This is a genomic window from Vreelandella neptunia (assembly GCF_022489065.1).
GTDB lineage: Bacteria > Pseudomonadota > Gammaproteobacteria > Pseudomonadales > Halomonadaceae > Vreelandella > Vreelandella neptunia_A.
The window spans coordinates 71256-87538 of record NZ_JAKVTW010000002.1; the positions used below are offsets into that span (position 1 = coordinate 71256).

At 55.7% G+C, this 16283-nt stretch carries 15 protein-coding genes; 11 read left to right on the top strand and 4 right to left on the bottom strand.

Annotated elements, in window-relative coordinates; translation table 11 throughout:
- Positions 1–8 precede the first annotated feature (8 nt).
- Together MLE19_RS04505 and MLE19_RS04510 are read right to left on the bottom strand one after the other, a co-directional pair.
- Positions 9–2858, bottom strand: a complete 2850-nt coding sequence (locus MLE19_RS04505; RefSeq protein ID WP_240716884.1) for an insulinase family protein — start codon at positions 2856–2858, stop codon at positions 9–11.
- Positions 2858–3544 (bottom strand): SOS response-associated peptidase, encoded by a 687-nt coding sequence (locus MLE19_RS04510; RefSeq protein WP_240716885.1) that lies wholly within the window; start codon positions 3542–3544, stop codon positions 2858–2860. The genes MLE19_RS04505 and MLE19_RS04510 overlap by 1 nt, the downstream gene beginning before the upstream one ends.
- 192 nt (positions 3545–3736) lie before the next feature.
- On the opposite strand from MLE19_RS04510, the gene MLE19_RS04515 reads away from it, so the two are divergent.
- Together MLE19_RS04515 and MLE19_RS04520 are read left to right on the top strand one after the other, a co-directional pair.
- Entirely contained in the window at positions 3737–4351 is a 615-nt protein-coding gene (locus MLE19_RS04515; RefSeq protein ID WP_240716886.1) for a TetR/AcrR family transcriptional regulator, read from the top strand.
- Positions 4348–5013 carry a 1-acyl-sn-glycerol-3-phosphate acyltransferase gene (locus tag MLE19_RS04520; protein WP_240716887.1) on the top strand — a complete coding sequence of 222 codons (666 nt, stop codon included), beginning with the start codon at positions 4348–4350 and terminating at the stop codon, positions 5011–5013. Before MLE19_RS04515 ends, MLE19_RS04520 begins: the two co-directional genes overlap by 4 nt.
- Before the next feature lie 76 nt (positions 5014–5089).
- Here MLE19_RS04520 and MLE19_RS04525 read toward each other — a convergent pair whose 3' ends face one another.
- Together MLE19_RS04525 and MLE19_RS04530 are read right to left on the bottom strand one after the other, a co-directional pair.
- Positions 5090–6364, bottom strand: coding sequence for an HlyC/CorC family transporter (locus MLE19_RS04525; RefSeq protein ID WP_240716888.1), 1275 nt, complete (start codon positions 6362–6364; stop codon positions 5090–5092).
- Positions 6365–6468: 104 nt separating this feature from the next.
- A complete protein-coding gene (locus MLE19_RS04530; RefSeq protein ID WP_240716889.1) occupies positions 6469–7266 on the bottom strand; it encodes a cytochrome C assembly family protein in 798 nt (265 codons plus the stop codon).
- A 391-nt stretch (positions 7267–7657) separates the two neighbouring features.
- On the opposite strand from MLE19_RS04530, the gene ffh reads away from it, so the two are divergent.
- The 9 genes from ffh to thrC all read left to right on the top strand — a co-directional run bounded on the left by ffh (position 7658) and on the right by thrC (position 16281).
- Entirely contained in the window at positions 7658–9085 is a 1428-nt protein-coding gene (ffh, locus tag MLE19_RS04535; protein ID WP_240716890.1) for a signal recognition particle protein, read from the top strand.
- 314 nt (positions 9086–9399) lie between these two features.
- On the top strand, positions 9400–9648 hold the full coding sequence (gene rpsP / locus MLE19_RS04540) for a 30S ribosomal protein S16 (RefSeq protein WP_007111767.1): 249 nt from the start codon (positions 9400–9402) through the stop codon (positions 9646–9648).
- 74 nt (positions 9649–9722) lie between these two features.
- On the top strand, positions 9723–10268 hold the full coding sequence (gene rimM / locus MLE19_RS04545; protein WP_240716891.1) for a ribosome maturation factor RimM: 546 nt from the start codon (positions 9723–9725) through the stop codon (positions 10266–10268).
- 89 nt (positions 10269–10357) lie between these two features.
- Positions 10358–11128, top strand: coding sequence for a tRNA (guanosine(37)-N1)-methyltransferase TrmD (gene trmD / locus MLE19_RS04550; RefSeq protein WP_240717194.1), 771 nt, complete (start codon positions 10358–10360; stop codon positions 11126–11128).
- A gap of 158 nt (positions 11129–11286) precedes the next feature.
- Positions 11287–11643: a 50S ribosomal protein L19 gene (rplS, locus tag MLE19_RS04555; protein ID WP_035576506.1), complete on the top strand. Its 357-nt coding sequence runs from the start codon at positions 11287–11289 to the stop codon at positions 11641–11643.
- A 136-nt stretch (positions 11644–11779) separates the two neighbouring features.
- Entirely contained in the window at positions 11780–12661 is an 882-nt protein-coding gene (gene xerD, locus MLE19_RS04560; RefSeq protein WP_240716892.1) for a site-specific tyrosine recombinase XerD, read from the top strand.
- The gene (locus MLE19_RS04565) at positions 12636–13436 is read left to right on the top strand and encodes a DsbC family protein (RefSeq protein ID WP_240716893.1); all 801 of its coding nucleotides are present in this window, start codon (positions 12636–12638) and stop codon (positions 13434–13436) included. The genes xerD and MLE19_RS04565 overlap by 26 nt, the downstream gene beginning before the upstream one ends.
- Before the next feature lie 133 nt (positions 13437–13569).
- Positions 13570–14886, top strand: coding sequence for a homoserine dehydrogenase (locus MLE19_RS04570; RefSeq protein ID WP_179915372.1), 1317 nt, complete (start codon positions 13570–13572; stop codon positions 14884–14886).
- Positions 14887–14892: 6 nt separating this feature from the next.
- Positions 14893–16281 (top strand): threonine synthase, encoded by a 1389-nt coding sequence (gene thrC / locus MLE19_RS04575; protein WP_240716894.1) that lies wholly within the window; start codon positions 14893–14895, stop codon positions 16279–16281.
- Positions 16282–16283: the final 2 nt, after the last annotated feature.

A 16283-nucleotide genomic window follows, 5' to 3' on the forward strand; every position in this document is an offset into this window, starting at 1 on the left:
CAGTGGATTTATTCAGTGCGCTCTTTGGTCATTGGCGAGCGCGCTTCGCGGTATGCGCTGACATCGCTGGGTTCGTCGCCTGGATTGAAGCGTATATCGAGAGTGTGTTTGCGAAGCGCTGGCCACAGCGCCTCTATATCCTCCAGGCTAACGTCCATCACCAGCTCGGCCAGTTGGTCGCGGCGATCAAAACGCACCTCATCCGATGCTGTTGCCTGCCAGTAGCGGTTGGCCATGCCTGCTAAGCTGGTATCGCGCTGGCGCAGCTGGTCGTGAACGGCTTGGCGATAAGAGGCTAATTCATCCTCGCTAAGTTGCTCAAGTCGCTGGCTAGCCTCGTCTAGAAATGCATCCATCCGCTCGGCAATGGTGCCGCTCTCTACGTCGGGTGATTGCACCATGAGCGCAATGCCTGGCGCTTCCAGCAGCGGCGAATAACCAGCGTTAACGATGTAGCCGAGCTGTTGCTCCGTGCGCAGCTGTTGGTAGAAGGGCGTTTCTAACCAGCGGGCGATAACCATGCTGGTGGCCTGCTCCTCTGGTGTCTGGTCGCGACCCTGCAGGTAACGCAGTACCAAAGACTCATCCCGCGAGCTGTGAGGGTGCAGCACGCTATGCTCTTCGCTCACGGCAAGCGGGGTTAGGTTGGCAATGTCGTTGCGGGTGAGCCGCGGCTGGAGCTGATCACGCATCAGCTTCGCCTGCTCTTGTGCCAGTTCGGCGCCCAGATTACCCACCGCCATGGCATCGACGTAGAGGTCATCTAAAAACCGCTCTCGGAAATCTTCTAAATGGCTGCGTTCAAAGCGCTCACTGGCAGTGAGTAAATCAGCGTTGGACCACTGTGGCGTTAGCAGAGCTTCACCGAGGGTGCGGCTGGCCTGGCCATACAGCGACGCCTGAGGGGCATTGCGCCACTCACGTTGCAACTGGTACCGAACGCGTTCAAAGGCGCCGTCGGTTATGTTTGCGGTTTTAAGCTGCTCGATCGCTTGTTCGATCAACGGGGTCTGGCCATCCCGCCACCCCGAGAATGAGAGCGTCATGCCGCGGGCGTGGGGGTAGGCACTAAACGACTGACCTGCCAGCCACGCGGGGTAGAGGGATTCGTTCAGGCTGTCGTTCAGCCAACTGGCAAGCAGCCGCGTGAGCACCGCTTCTTCAGCGGAGTAACTTGCGCTTGGGTTCTGTAAGCTGACGCGCCACTCAACGCTTGGAGTATTGAAACGGTCATTCTGCATATGCCAAGCGCTAAACGACGGCGTATCGACTAACAGGCTGGGGCGCTCATCTTGACCCTCTATGAGCGTTAAGTCACTGGCAATAAAGGGGTTAGGGCCAGGGAGGTCTAAACCGCCAAGTGCCTGACCCGGTTGAGCGGGTGCTTGCTCTTTCCATTGGGTATTGAACCAAGGTGAGACGGTATCGCTTTCAATATCCGGCGCCGAGTAGAAGCGCAGCATATTATCTGGCGTTAGGGCATCCAGATAAGCCTGCTGGCGCTCTGCATCTGGCCCATCCATGCGGTAAGCCGCGTACTGCACGTCTTCTACCGGGTAGCGCGAAAGGCTCATTGAAAGCCGGGTCGCTTCCTGAGAGGGCGCGCCATGCTGCTGGAAGCGGAAAGCTTGCTCGTTAAGGCTTGCTTGCTCGTCATAGCGCCAGTCGCTCAGGCCGTCGTTACGTAACTGCTCAATAGCGGCAAACAGGGTGGCTTCGATATCGTCTAAACGCTCGGCGCCCGCCGGTGTCAGGCTGATGGAAACAGTAAATAAGGCATCGTTACCGTCGCCACGTCCAACGCCTGCGGAAAGGCCATCGGCGAGTCCTGCTTCACGCAGCACGGCGAGTAGGCTGCCATCGCCTTCGTCGCCGAGTAGGTGAGCGATGAGTTGCGTCGGTTTGCTGCGATAGTCATCGGTTGGGTCGGGTACTGGATAGTAGAAGCGTAATTGGCGGCGATCCTGCAGCGATTGGCGTTCGATATACCGCGGCAGGGTGTCGGCATCGATCAGGGGAGCGTCAATGGTAGGAACGCTTAGGTCATTGTCGGGAATCTCGGCAAAGCGCTCGACGACCAACTCTTCTAACTGATCCAGCGGTTGCGGCGCCACAATCGCTAAGTTCATCACATTAGCGTCGTAATGCTGATGGTAGAAATCAATCACCCGCTCGCGCAGCGTCGCTTCGCCTTCAGGCGGGCTGGCCAAGGTCTCTCTGCTACCTACGGCAAACCCCGTGGTCGGATTGTCAGGGTTGAGCAGTTGATTGAGCACATCGCTTTCGCGTCGTGATTCATCACGAATGCGCGCCATATATTCAGAGTGGACGATGTTGCGCTCACTCTCTAGGTGATCGGCGTTAAACAGCGGTGAAAGGAAAAATTCGCTAAAGCGATCAAGTGCACCGGGCAGTGCCGATGGCTCAATATCAAAGAAGTAGTTGGTGTCCTGCTGGGCAGTGAAAGCGTTATGGGAGCCCGCATTATTTGAAATGTAACGCTGGTAGCCATCGGATTCCGGATACGGCTCGGTGCCTAAAAACAGCATGTGCTCAAGAAAATGTGCCAATCCCTGAAGATCATCAGGGTCTTGAGCGCTGCCCACGCGCACGTTCATTGATGCTGCGGCCTTGTCTGCCTCCGGGTCGCTGACGAGTAGGACATTAAGGCCATTCTCAAGCGTCAAAACGCGATAGTCGCGGCTATCAAAAGGACTAACGATGGGCGTAGTAACATCGGCAATGGCATCATCGTTAGCGGCGAAGGCGAGTGGCGTTATGCCAAGACTCGCGATAACACCAAGCAACGCGAACTGGGGAAGATGATGCCAGCGCATTTTACGAGTGGGTCGCAACATTACAGCTCCTGAGACACAGCCCAACGCAGCATCGACCCAGTAGGGTGGGCACAAGCCGATGACTGATAGGCGGGATTATTGACATGTTTAGATACCGGGAAAGCGCCTAACAGTTCCAAAGGAGCGGGCGATAGCAGCGAATTAAGCGTTTCGGTATCGGTATCTGGGTGCAGCCAAGCGGATAGTGCATGGCTGGGGATGACAACCGGTAGGCGGTCAGTTAGCGGCGATAATAAAACATTAGCGGGCACGGTAATCAGTGCGGCGGAATCGGTGAACGCCGTTAATGTCGTATGGTAGCGACACCATAAAGCACCCAGCAGCAGCGGTGCCCGTGACACCTGGGTCACTAGGTAGGGCTGTTTGCTACGTGGCTGAGTTTTCCATACGTAAAAACCGCTGACCGGTATAACGCAGCGGCGAGCGCTAAACGCATCGCGAAACATTGCCCGTGACTCAAGGGTTTCGGCCCGGGCGCAGTGCGGCGCATGATCCAACACCTCCAGCCAGGGCGGCGTAAGACCCCAAAAGAGCGAAGAGAGCCGGTACTGGCCCTGTTCAAAGCGAATCGCCGAAATTGGCCGCCGAGGCGCCAAGTTGGGCGATTCGATCATGGTCTCAGAGGTGTCGAGTGTCGGCAATAAACGGGTCAGTGGTAAGTTTTGCACATGCAGTCGACCCGTCATACCTATCTCCTTAAGCAAAATCGTCGTGGAAGTGTACCTGGATAGCGGGGGACTTCGCGCAATAAAGCACGAAATGTAGTGTTTTAGTGTCGAAAACAGTGTTCGATGTAAGGTATCCTATATCACCCCTTGCTCCCGCTAAAGTGCAGTGAGGCATTCCTCCTTGTTTGCCGTTGACCTTAAGAGATCGCCATGGCCCGTCCTAGACAGCATGCGCCCGATGCCCTCCATTCACAGGTCATGCACGCTTGTGATGAGTGGTTGGCTAAGCAGCCAGTCCATGGTCTTTCACTACGTGCCCTAGCCAGGGAAGTTGGCTGCGCCCCCAGTACGCTGCTCAAACTGTATGGCAGCTTCAATAATTTATTGCAGCACGTCAATGTAGAAACGCTGGCACGCTTGCAGCACACCATTACTAGCCTGGTAGATGATGATCCAGAGCCTTGGTTACGTTCGTTGGCCCGCGCCTACTGGCTTTTCGCCGAGCAGGACTGCTACCGCTGGCAGCTGCTTTTCGATTATCCGCTGGCAAAAGAGGGTGAACTTGACCAGCGTCAAAGCGATTTGATTGAAGCGCTGTTCACCCAAGTGGAAGCATCGCTGAAATCGTATCAGCCCGCTCTGGATGATCTCGAGGCACGTCGTTTGGGACGCACCCTCTGGGGGAGTGTTCACGGACTGGTTCAGCTTGGCCTTAATGAGCGGCTGGGCTACTGGCAGGGGCAGCAGTTAAAAGTGGATGAGTTGCTGGATCAACTGATGAGCACCATTCTTGCTGGCCTACGCCATCGTGAGGCAGCAACGTGACGGGGTGGGTCAATGTGGCTCGCCAAGTGCTACGCTGGCTGATATTTATTTCAATGCGCCTTTGTTATCGGCTCCAAGTACAAGGTCGCCAGCATATCCCCAAGCAGGGTGCGGCACTGGTGGTGTGTAATCACGTAAGCTTCATGGATGCCCTGGTGCTTGGCGGCGCCAGTCCGCGTCCGCTGCGCTTTGTTATGGATCAGCCGATTTTTGACTCCCCTTGGTTGAAGTGGTGGTTCCAGTTGGTCGGCGCTATTCCGATTGAGTCCGAACGGCGCAGCCCAGGCGCTATTAGGCGCGCCTTGGATGACGTGAGTGAAGCGCTGCGCCAGGGGCAGGTCGTGATGGTCTTTCCTGAGGGAAGATTGACCCCTGATGGCGAGATTCATGCCTTCCGGCGCGGCTTGGAGACGATTCTAGCTAGAGACGACGTGCCTGTGATTCCTGCCGGGCTGGCTGGCTTGTGGGGGTCGTGGACATCTCATCATGGTGGCAAGGCGCTGAAGAAATGCCCCAAGCGTTTTCGGGCACGGGTTAGTCTGCACTTTGGGCCACCGCTCAACCGCTTGGATGCCGATGATATGGCGCTACGCCGGTTTCTAGAAGCGCGAGTTAGGGCGCTAAAAGCGGCAGCTGATCAGGATCTTGCCAGCCGCCGTTAAACGCTTTTCAATGTATGATCTTCTATCGACCTACCTGTTGTTGTTCAAGCGCTTAGCGCTCTACCCGCATCGTCGCCTAGCGGCGTGGCAGGCGAATTTTTTGCCAGCAGCGTGCCGAGGTAATGAGGTTGTCTCGGATCTCTAGAATCTCCATGCGCATATTGCCGATCTGCAGGCACGCAGGGCCCTCTGGGAAGGCTTCTAGGTGTTCAAGAATTAAACCATTGAGCGTTTTAGGACCATCGGTAGGCAACTGCCAGCCCAGCATCTTATTAATCTCGCGAATATTGGCAGTGCCTTCAATCACGTGGCTGCCGTCATCCTGCCGGTGAATCTCTTCATCTTCAGAGACATCGGTGGTGAACTCGCCAACAATCTCTTCCAGAATATCTTCCAGCGTCACTAAGCCTTCAACATCCCCATACTCATCTACCACTATACCGATGCGCCGTTTCTGCTTTTGAAAATTGAGCAGCTGGGTATGTAACGGAGTGGATTCGGGAATAAAGTAGGGCTCGCGTGCCTCTTGAACAATCGATGCCTTGGTCACTTCATCGCGGGACAGAAAGCGAGCCGCGTTGCGCAAATGCAGCATACCGATAATATTGTTGATATCGCCTTTATAAACCGGCAGCCGGGTATGCTGGCTGGTGCGAATCTGGGTCAAAATATCTTCGAGAGAGTCATCCAGGTCAATACCTAGCACCTCGTGACGCGGCACCATGATGTCGTTCACGGTAACGTTTTCAAGGTCGAGTATCGACAGCAGCATCGCCCGGTGCCGGTAAGGGATCAGCGTGCCCGCTTCGTGAACCACCGTGCGTAGCTCATCACGGGTCAGGCTATCGCCACCACTGTCGACGCTTTTAACACCAATCAGCCGGAGTAAGCCGTTAGACACGACGTTGACCAGCCAAACTAACGGGTAAAGCAGTTTTAGTAGCGGCTCTAAGGCGTAAGACGTGGGATAGGCAATCCGCTCAGGCTTAATAGCCGCGTAAGTCTTGGGGGTGACTTCCGCAAAAATCAGAATGGTAATAGTCAGCAATGCGGTGGAGATGGCAGGCCCTGATACATCGCCAAAAAAGTGAATCGCAATAATCGTAGCAATCGACGCTGCCAAGTTATTGACGAAGTTATTGCCGATCAGAATGACGCCAATTAGGCGGTCAGGGCGTGTGAGCAGGCGCATGACCCGTTTGGCTCTGCGGTCACCGCTATTAGCCTGATGGCTCAAGCGGTAGCGGTTAATCGACATCATGCCGGTTTCAGAGCTGGAGAAGAAAGCAGAAAGCACTATCAGTAAGGCTAGCAGGCCGAACAGTAACCCCAGGGGGAAGTCGTCGCTCAAGTCGAAAAGTCCTTTGTGGCGTATTAGGCTCGATTTGTAGAAGGTCGCGAGTTGTGTGTCAAGACAACCAAAGGCGTGGTGGCGCCCCGTTATCGGTTGAGTAGCTATCGATTGAGTACAACCTCAAGTACAAACTTGCTGCCAAAATAGGCCAGCACGAGTAGTCCGCAGCCGCCCAGTGTCCAGCGGACGGCACGCATGCCACGCCAGCCAAAGCGGTAACGGCCAATCAGTAGTGTTGTAAAGATGATCCAAGCCAGCAGTGATAGTACTGTTTTATGCGCCAAATGCTGGGCAAAGAAGTTGTCTAGAAAAATAAGGCCGCTCGCAATGGAGAGCGTCAGTAGAATGATGCCCGCCCAAACCAGCTCAAAAAGCACGCGCTCCATGGTCGTAAGCGGGGGCAGCGACTGCACAATGCCGCGTATATGATGGTGACGCAGCGCCTGATTCTGTAGACCGACCAGCACGGCTTGTGCAGCGGCAATAGCCAATACGGCAAATGCCAGTGCAGAACTCACCGCGTGCAATAAAATGCCGGGTGTTAAACCTGTATGGCCACCCTGATTGGGCAGCCATGTGGCGGCGATAAGGGCTATGCCTGCCAGCGGAAACAGCGCAATCCCCGCGTTTAGCACCGGTTTAAACAGGCTGGCCACCAGCAAGACATTGACCGCCACCGCCATCAGTAGCGTGGCGCTGGTGGTAAAGCCTGGCAGCAGGCCGGGGGATTGGCCTACTAATTTAATCACCACGGGAATATGCAGCAGTAAACCCAACACGGCGAGCAAGCGAACCATGCCTTGGCGGGGCGGTACGCGCCGAAAAAGCGTCATACCTTGCCAAATAGCAGCGGCGACATAAAAAACAAAAGCAATCGTGGCGAAAGGGAGCGCCTGCATGATGCTATCCGTGCGCCTTGCAGCGCGTTGCTGTGAATAAATAAACGAATTAAGTGTGATTACGACGAGAATCTATCCAACTACTATAACTAATCCAAGCGACGTCGCCCAGCGGGGCAAACGCATGAAAATAGCTAAAGACTCGGAGTAAGTATGCATGAATGCCAGGGAAAGCTGTAAGCAAGGGTCTTTCGCCATGGCCGGAAAAATGTTCCCGACAATTCCGGCATTTCCGCCATCCATGGCGGTCAGATGGCGACTTGCGCTGGTCGTTTGCAATAGGATCGCTGGCACTCGCCCATGGAGACTCAAAGCATGTGCGCGTATAATCTTTTTACTAATTAGTCCAGGGCGTGCGCGCCGACGGCAGTGACGGAGGCAGAGAGGCCCCATGTTCCAGAATCTAAGTGAGCGTCTTTCCCAGACGTTAAAGTCGATTAAAGGTCAGGCTCGCCTGACCGACGACAATATCAAAGACACCCTGCGCGAAGTACGCCGCGCGCTGCTTGAGGCCGATGTAGCACTGCCGGTCATCAAGGAGTTTATCGAGCGCGTTCGCGAGCGGGCGGTCGGTCAGGAAGTGTCCAAAAGCCTGTCGCCAGGCCAGCAGTTCGTCAAAATCGTCCAGCAAGAGCTGGAAGCGATCATGGGCGAAGCCAACGACGGCTTTGTGCTTAAAGGCTCACCGGCCGTTGTGTTGATGGCCGGTCTGCAGGGTGCCGGTAAAACCACCTCTGTGGCCAAGCTGGCCCGCTACCTGCGTGAACGCGAGAAGAAAAAAGTCTTGGTGGTGTCTGCGGACGTTTATCGCCCGGCGGCCATCGATCAGCTTGAAACCCTGGCTAAAGAAGTCGAGGTGGACTTCTTCCCCTCGCGCTCTGACCAACAGCCGGTAGCGATTGCCGAAGCGGCTATCAAACACGCCAAGATTCAGTTTCACGATGTAGTGCTGATCGATACCGCCGGCCGTTTGGCGATTGATGAAGCCATGATGGCGGAGATCCAGGCGCTGCATAAAGCGGTTTCCCCTCAGGAAACGCTGTTCGTGGTTGACGCCATGACCGGCCAGGATGCCGCCAATACCGCCAAGGCGTTCAGCGAAGCGCTGCCGCTAACCGGTGTGATCCTGACCAAAGCGGATGGCGATGCCCGCGGCGGTGCCGCGCTGTCTGTACGCCACATTACCGGCAAGCCAATCAAGTTTATGGGTGTCGGCGAGAAAGTTGACGCCCTGGAACCCTTCCACCCAGACCGGGTTGCCTCGCGCATCCTGGGTATGGGCGACATGCTGTCGCTGATTGAAGAAGCTGAACGCACGGTAGACAAATCCAAAGCCGAGCAGTTGGCCAAAAAGGTCAAGAAAGGCGATGGCTTTGACCTGGAAGATTTTCGTGACCAGCTTCAGCAGCTCAAGAAAATGGGTGGCATGGGCGGCTTGCTAGGTAAGCTACCCGGCATGGGGCAGATGGCCGAAATGGCCCAGGGCCCAGGGCCTGAGAAGGAGCTGGGCAAGCTCGAAGCACTGATCAACTCCATGACACCCAAAGAGCGCCGCAAGCCTGACATTATCAACGGCTCACGCAAACGCCGTATTGCCGCTGGTGCTGGCCTGCAGGTTCCTGATCTTAATCGTCTGCTCAAGCAGCATAAGCAGATGCAGAAAATGATGAAAAAGGCAGGCCAAAAAGGCGGCATGCAGAAAATGATGCGCGGCATGTCAGGCATGATGGGCGGTGGTGGCCCGGGCGGACCAGGAGGCATGGGCGGCCCTGGGGGGATGGGCGGTATGGGTGGCCCAGGCGGCTTGCCCCGGCGCTAAGCCATCAATAGTAACGTGCGGATGCGCTTGGTGAGGTTGACGGCCTATTAGTTTTCTGGCTGTCAGGCTTTCCAAGCCGAGCGCATTTGCGTAGAATGCGGCCTCTTCATGCGTGGGTGTTGCCTAAAATACGGTAAAACGTAGCGGTAGCAGCCTCAGTGAAGGCCTTTAATGGTGCTAACAAAAGGTCATTCAAGCCGCTTTTATGTGGTTGTGTGGCAATTTAGCGCCAAGAAAACAGCACGAAGAGTGTTCCGATAGCGGTTAGCGCTATAAACACACTCTCGTAACCTCAACCGAAGGATAGTTATCGTATGGTTACCATTCGTTTGGCCCGTGGTGGCGCCAAGAAGCGTCCCTTTTACCACCTGACTGTTACTGACTCTCGTAACGCCCGCGACGGTCGTTTCATTGAGCGTATCGGCTTCTTCAACCCGGTTGCCCGTGGTCAGGAAGAGCGTCTGCGCGTTGACCTAGATCGCGTTGTTCACTGGCAGAGCCAAGGCGCCCAGTTGTCTGGTCGTGTTGCTGAGCTGGTTAAAGAAGCACGCAAACAGGCGTAAGCCTGCTTTTGAGTCTCGTTGTCTGAGACTTGTTGTGTGAGAAAGTATGAGTGCTGGGTTAGCTGAGGTCGTCGATGACGCGTTTTGAAATAAGCCAAACTGACGACACGCATGTGGTGCTAGGCAAGCTGACTAGCCCTTATGGGGTGAAAGGTTGGCTCAAGGTTTACTCCTACACTAGCCCGATGGAAAGCATTCTCGAGTACCCGGAATGGTGGGTGCGCCAAGGTGAAACCCTTACGCGTATTAGCATCGTCCAGGGACGTCGGCAGGGCAAAGGCGTTGTGGTGCAACTCGAAGGGGTCGATGACCGTAGTGCGGCTGAAGCATTGGCCCAGACGGATATCCTGATGCCCAAGGAAGCACTGCCTAAGCTTTCTGACGGCGAGTACTATTGGCATGAGCTTGAAGGCATGGTGGTCTTCACTCAGGCCGGCGAACGGTTAGGACGGGTAAGCTACCTGTTTGAAACCGGCGCCAACGATGTCATGGTGGTTCGCGGTGATTCAGACGCAATCGACAAGCGCGAGCGGCTGCTGCCATTTTTGCCAGACAACGTCATTATCGAAATTAACTCCCAAGAGGGCCGAATGGTCGTCAACTGGGATCCTGACTTTTGAATAAGCCAGGTAGTGATGGACGTGCTGACTCAGTAGAGTTGGATAATGGCAATGAAACAGTCGCGCCTGCGTTGGAAAATGCGCCAGCAATGTGGATCGGTGTCGTGTCGTTGTTTCCTGAAATGTTTGACGCACTCACGCAACAAGGGGTGGTCGGCAGAGCGGTTGAGAAGCAGCGGATTGCACTTGAGTTTTGGAACCCGCGGGATTACGCCACTGATCGCCACCGTAGCGTAGATGACCGTCCTTATGGCGGTGGTCCAGGTATGTTGATGAAAGTCGATACCCTGCGCTCAGCGATCTTTGCAGCCCGTGAGCGGGCGCAACAAGCTACCGGCCTAGTGCCGACTGTGATCTATCTCTCGCCTCAAGGGCGCAAGTTGGATCAGCAGGGCGTTCAAGCACTGGCTTCCGCTGGGCCTTTAGTGGTCGTGGCAGGGCGCTATGAAGGCATTGATGAACGCGTGGTTGAAAGTGATATCGATGAAGAGTGGTCAATTGGCGACTATGTGTTGAGCGGCGGTGAGCTGCCAGCGATGGTGCTGATTGATGCAGCGGCAAGGCTGATACCTGGCGTGCTGGGCCATCAGGATTCCGCTGTCGAAGACTCGTTTAATGACGGTCTGTTAGACTGCCCGCACTATACCCGTCCGGAAGTTATTGACGGGCGCCAAGTGCCCGAGGTGCTGCTAAGCGGTAACCATGCAGCTATCAAGCGTTGGCGATTAAAGCAGTCACTAGGCCGGACATGGCAACGCCGTCCAGACCTGTTGGAAGGGCGAACGTTAGATGCCGAACAGCACAAGCTGTTAAATGAGTTTATCGAGGAACACGCTCTGTCCACTTTGTCAGCGGAGTAAGCTGCCAAATAAGTAGGCTAGAGCGGCGGTGCAGGGCGAGAAAGCGCACCTGTGTCACCCATAACGACTCCCGCGTAGCTCGTTTCGAGCGCCGGGATCACGGCTTCCGCCACCCATGATAGAGCGGTCAAGCCAACACGTTATTCAGGAGTATGATGATGAGCAGCAAAAGCAAAGTGATCCAGGCGATCGAATCTGAGCAGATGGGCAAGGAAATTCCTGCTTTTTCCCCAGGTGACACCATTGTCGTTCAGGTAAAAGTAAAAGAAGGCACCCGCGAGCGTCTGCAGGCGTTTGAAGGTGTGGTCATCGGTAAGCGTAACCGTGGCCTGAACTCCGCATTCACCGTGCGTAAAATCTCTCACGGCGTTGGCGTTGAGCGTACCTTCCAGACCTACAGCCCGCTGGTTGACTCGATCGAAGTCAAGCGCCGTGGTGATGTGCGTCAAGCCAAGCTTTACTACCTGCGCGAGCGCAGCGGTCGTTCAGCTCGTATCAAGGAAAAGCTGGCTTAAACGCCGCTGCTCCTCGGGCGTTCTCGCCGTTCTTGATAGGTAATTTCTTGAATAGGCGTTGCGCCCAGATACCAGAACCCCGTCACCGCTTTGCGGGGCGGGGTTTTTTATAAGCTAATGCTGAGACTGCTGACGTATGAGCGTTATTGATGCCTTTTTGGACGCCCTTTGGCTTGAGCAAGGTGCCAGCGATCATACGTTAGCCGCTTATCGGCGCGATTTAACTGCGTGGCAGAGTCACTTGGAGGGCCATGGCGAAGCGCTGCTGGCACCGCCGCCGGAGCGGCTTGCCGAGTGGCTGGCCAGCCGCCGAGAGCAGGGCTACCAACTGCGCAGCAATGCCCGGCTGTTGTCGACGCTGCGCAGTTTCTATCGTTGGGGGCGTTTGAATAACCAGGTCGAGAGTGACCCGCTAACCGATATCAAGCTGCCGCGGGTGATCCCCGGGTTGCCCAATACCTTGGAAGAGGACGAGGTGGAGCGCCTGCTGATGGCGCCGGATACGGATACTCCTCTAGGCGTGCGAGATCGCGCCATGCTGGAGCTGCTTTACGCCTGTGGCCTACGGGTGTCAGAACTGGTGGGGCTGACCGGCGATGCAGTGAACCTTCGCCAAAACGTGGTGAGAGTGCGCGGTAAAGGCGACAAAGACCGCTTGGTGCCTATGGGTGAAGAGGCGGCGGATTGGATTGCGCACTACATGGAGACCGCGCGATTGGCCTTGATGAGCGACCCAACACGTCCAGCGCTATTTCCAGGCCGGGGTGACAAAGCCATGACCCGGCAGACGTTTTGGCACCGTATTAAAGTGCATGCCATCACTGCAGGTATTACCCGGCCTCTGTCGCCACACACGCTGCGTCATGCATTTGCCACCCATTTATTGAATCATGGGGCCAATTTACGAGTCGTACAGTTGCTGCTGGGTCATAGTGATCTGTCGACGACCCAAATTTATACTCATGTGGCTCAAGCACGTTTGGAAAGCTTACATGCAGAACATCACCCACGAGGTTGAATTGATGATGCGTCAACGCCGTTTTTTAGCACTGCCGTTACTAACACCTTTCTCAATGCTGACACTGCTGGTGGCAGGTAGTCTGCTACCAGCAGTTGCCTTCGCCGATGCCGATCAGCTAGCCGAATCTCTCAGCGTCAATGGCCAGAAGATGCCCGTAGAGGCGGTAACAGAGACGCCTATGGATGGCGTTTATCACGTGCGGTTGGAGGGCGGAGAATCTTTCTACTCCAATGCTGACGGCAGTCACTTCCTGGTCGGCGACCTGTATGAAAATGCACCCAACGGGTTGGTCAACTTAACCGAGCAAGAGCAGAACCAAGAACGTGCCGATGCGCTGGCGGCAGTGCCTGAAAGTGAGTTAGTGGTCTTTCGTGGTGCCGAGGAGCCTAAGGCCACCATCACGGTGTTTACCGACCCTAGCTGCCCATACTGCGCGCGTTTACACGATACTATTCCTGAGCTGAACGAGCGTGGCATTGAAGTTCATTACATGGCGTTTCCACGAGCGGGCATGGGGAGTGCCGCTGCCACAACGTTGCAACAGGTGTGGTGCTCGGACAATCGCAGCGAAGCGATGACCCAGGCCAAAGAGGGCCAAACGATTTCAAGCTCGGCAAATTGCGACAACCCAGTGGCAGGTCAGTATGATCTGGGCAAAGCCTTGGGTGTGCAGGGGACTCCGGCGATTATTTTGCCCGATGGGCAGTTAGTCCCTGGATTTGTGCCACCCGAGCGCCTCACCGCCATGTTAGGCTTGGATGACGAGGAGTAGTGCCGCATAGATTAGACGGCATACAACGCTGAGATACTGTCTTAACGCGCGTGGTTAAGAGCTTATAAAACCGCTTTTAAGACTAAATTTAAGACCAGCACCGTCAGGTGCACGACACGAAAGGGGAAGTATTTTGAAACCGGTAAGAGTAGGTATTTGTGGTTTAGGCACTGTCGGTGGCGGCACCTTTAACGTATTGACCCGCAACGCTGACGATATTGCGCGTCGTGCTGGCCGCCCTATTGTGATTGAGCAGGTGGCTCATCGCAGTATTCATCCTGACTGCGATATTACCGGCATCAATGCTACCTCTGATGTGTTTGAAGTCGCCACCAACCCCAATGTAGATGTCCTGGTGGAGCTGATTGGCGGTTACGACATTGCTCGCGAACTGGTGCTGACGGCGATCGCCAACGGCAAGCACGTGGTCACCGCCAACAAAGCGCTGATTGCCGTGCACGGTAATGAAATCTTCAAGGCTGCTCACGAAAAAGGCGTCATTGTCGCTTTTGAAGCAGCCGTAGCGGGCGGCATTCCCGTTATTAAATCGCTGCGTGAAGGCCTGGGTGCCAACCGTATCGAATGGGTGGCGGGCATTATCAACGGCACCGGCAACTACATTCTTACCCATATGCGCGACGAAGGCCGTGCCTTCGAAGACGTGCTCGCAGAAGCCCAGGCGCTGGGCTACGCCGAATCTGACCCCACGTTTGATGTGGAAGGCATCGACGCCGCGCACAAGCTGACTATTTTGGCCTCAATTGCCTACGGCGTGCCGCTACAGTTTGAAAAAGCCTTCACCGAAGGCATTTCGCGCATCACCGCAGAAGATGTCGAGCAGGCCGATAACCTCGGCTACGTGATCAAGCACCTGGGTATTTCCAAGCGTACCGATCAAGGCTTAGAGCTGCGCGTTCACCCCACGCTGATTCCTAAAGAGCGTCTACTGGCCAATGTGCACGGCGTGAAAAACGCCATTGCGATCATGGGTGACGCCGTTGGGCCGACGCTTTACTACGGTGCCGGTGCGGGCGCAGAGCCGACTGCTTCAGCGGTGGTAGCGGATTTGCTGGATGTCGCGCGGGATATCTCCACTGATCACCACTATCGAGTGCCTTACCTGGCGTTTAGTGGCATTGACGAAGATGTCAGTCAGCTACCCATCATGCCGATGGAAGACATCATCACGGCCTACTATCTGCGCTTGCTAGCAGTAGATCGCCCCGGCGTGCTGGCGCGGGTGGCCACTATTCTGGCCGAGCAGGGGATCTCGATTGAAGCGCTGATCCAGAAAGAGGCTACTGAGGGCGAATTGGTGCCGATTATTTTGCTCACTCACCGCACCAAAGAGAAGCAGATGAACGAAGCCATCCGTGAAATTGAGTCCATGGCCGATATCGCCGGGCCGCTAACGCGTATTCGTGTGGAAAGCCTGGACGAAGGGGAGTAAGCCAAGATGCGCTATATCAGCACGCGTGGGCAGGCGCCCGCGCTCTCCTTTGAAGAGGTGGTGCTCACCGGCATGGCCAGCGACGGCGGCCTGTATGTGCCGGAGACGCTGCCGCAGTTTTCCCGTGAAGAGCTCGCCGACATGGCTGGGCTCTCCTACGCGGACATCGCTTTTCGAGTGATGAAGCCGTTCGTGAACGGTGAAATCGATGACGCTACCTTCCACAGCATCGTGACCGAAGCCTACGCCACGTTTAATCATGACGCGGTCGTGCCGCTTAAGCAGCTAGATGCCAATCACTTCCTGCTTGAGCAGTTTCATGGCCCGACGCTGGCGTTCAAAGATGTGGCGCTACAACTGCTCGGTCGTTTGCTGGATCACTTCCTGAAAAAGCGTGGCGAGCGCGCGGTGATCATGGGTGCGACCTCGGGTGATACCGGCTCCGCGGCGATTGAGGGCTGCCGCCACTGCGACAACCTGGATATCTTTATTTTGCACCCGCACAACCGGGTCTCAGAAGTTCAGCGTCGTCAAATGACCTCGGTACTGGCCAATAACGTCTTTAACATTGCCATTGAGGGCAATTTTGACGACGCCCAGGCGATGGTCAAGGCCAGCTTTGCCGATCAAACGTTCCTGAACGGCACGCGCCTGGTCGCAGTGAATTCGATCAACTGGGCGCGCATCATGGCTCAGATCGTTTACTACATCGCTTCAGGCGTTGCGCTAGGTGCACCGCATCGTGAAGTGAGCTTCTGCGTGCCGTCTGCCAACTTTGGCAACGTGTTTGCGGGCTATATGGCCTACAAAATGGGCCTGCCGGTGAAGCAGTTCATCATCGCCACCAACGCCAACGATATTCTGCATCGCACGCTGGCGGCCAACGACTTCTCCAAAAAAGAGCTGGCGGCGACGCTGGCGCCTTCCATGGATATCGTGGTGTCGTCCAATTTTGAGCGTCTGCTGTTTGACGCTTACGACCGCGACGGTATGGCCGTGGCAGCATTGCTTGAGCGCTTCCAGCAGGAGCCCTCGGCTCTGGCCGATGCGCCGCTTGCCAAGCTGCGCGAGAAGTTCTCAAGCTATAGCGTAGACGATGCAACGATTCTGGAAGTCATCCGTGATGCCCATAAGCGCACCGGTGAGATGCTCGATCCGCATACGGCGACCGGTTATATTGCCGCTGAGCGCGCCCGGGCAGACAAGTCCACGCCGATAATAACCTTGGCCACTGCTCACCCAGCCAAATTTGCCGAAGCCGTGGTGAAAGCCGGGTTCTTAGGCGTGCCACTGCCGCCGCATATGGAAGACCTGCTAGAGCGCGAAGAGCGTTACACCGTGCTGCCAGCAGAGCTTGCCGCTGTACAGCAGTATGTCGCGGAAAACCGGCGTTGAAG

What these genes read in the sequence shown, in the direction of transcription:
- MLE19_RS04505 (WP_240716884.1), bottom strand. Translation starts at nt 2,858, where the DNA reads ATGTTGCGACCCACTCGTAAAATGCGCTGGCATCATCTTCCCCAGTTC.
- MLE19_RS04510 (WP_240716885.1), bottom strand. Translation starts at nt 3,544, where the DNA reads ATGACGGGTCGACTGCATGTGCAAAACTTACCACTGACCCGTTTATTG.
- MLE19_RS04515 (WP_240716886.1), top strand. Translation starts at nt 3,737, where the DNA reads ATGGCCCGTCCTAGACAGCATGCGCCCGATGCCCTCCATTCACAGGTC.
- MLE19_RS04530 (WP_240716889.1), bottom strand. Translation starts at nt 7,266, where the DNA reads ATGCAGGCGCTCCCTTTCGCCACGATTGCTTTTGTTTTTTATGTCGCC.
- ffh (WP_240716890.1), top strand. Translation starts at nt 7,658, where the DNA reads ATGTTCCAGAATCTAAGTGAGCGTCTTTCCCAGACGTTAAAGTCGATT.
- rpsP (WP_007111767.1), top strand. Translation starts at nt 9,400, where the DNA reads ATGGTTACCATTCGTTTGGCCCGTGGTGGCGCCAAGAAGCGTCCCTTT.
- rimM (WP_240716891.1), top strand. Translation starts at nt 9,723, where the DNA reads ATGACGCGTTTTGAAATAAGCCAAACTGACGACACGCATGTGGTGCTA.
- trmD (WP_240717194.1), top strand. Translation starts at nt 10,358, where the DNA reads ATGTGGATCGGTGTCGTGTCGTTGTTTCCTGAAATGTTTGACGCACTC.
- rplS (WP_035576506.1), top strand. Translation starts at nt 11,287, where the DNA reads ATGAGCAGCAAAAGCAAAGTGATCCAGGCGATCGAATCTGAGCAGATG.
- xerD (WP_240716892.1), top strand. Translation starts at nt 11,780, where the DNA reads ATGAGCGTTATTGATGCCTTTTTGGACGCCCTTTGGCTTGAGCAAGGT.
- MLE19_RS04565 (WP_240716893.1), top strand. Translation starts at nt 12,636, where the DNA reads ATGCAGAACATCACCCACGAGGTTGAATTGATGATGCGTCAACGCCGT.
- thrC (WP_240716894.1), top strand. Translation starts at nt 14,893, where the DNA reads ATGCGCTATATCAGCACGCGTGGGCAGGCGCCCGCGCTCTCCTTTGAA.